Genomic DNA, 255 nt, shown 5'->3' with positions numbered 1-255 from the left:
CTCCATGGCGGCGTTATCCCAGCATTGTCCTCGATGGCTCATGCTCTGATTCATGTCGTACTCTTCAAGTGCAGCCCTGAACTTGTGGCTGGTGTACTGGCATCCCTGGTCGGAATGAAACATCACACCCTTCGGCTTGCCGCGGGATTCGGCCGCCATGCGTAGCGCGCTGCAGGCCAGCCTTGCGTCCGCAATCATTGAAAATGCCCAGCCCACCACCCGTCGTGCGTACAGGTCGAGCACAGCTGCCAAGTA

At 58.8% G+C, this 255-nt stretch carries 1 protein-coding gene; it reads right to left on the bottom strand.

Annotated elements, in window-relative coordinates; translation table 11 throughout:
* The coding region (locus tag AAZU54_RS27395) for a transposase (protein WP_434727909.1) at positions 1 to 255 on the bottom strand (255 nt) is incomplete at both ends.

The organism is Pseudomonas sp. Je.1.5.c, assembly GCF_051129895.1.
Classification (GTDB): Bacteria; Pseudomonadota; Gammaproteobacteria; order Pseudomonadales; family Pseudomonadaceae; genus Aquipseudomonas; species Aquipseudomonas urmiensis.
Note: the sequence above shows the minus strand (reverse complement) of the source record. Positions and strands in the feature narration are given on the sequence as shown.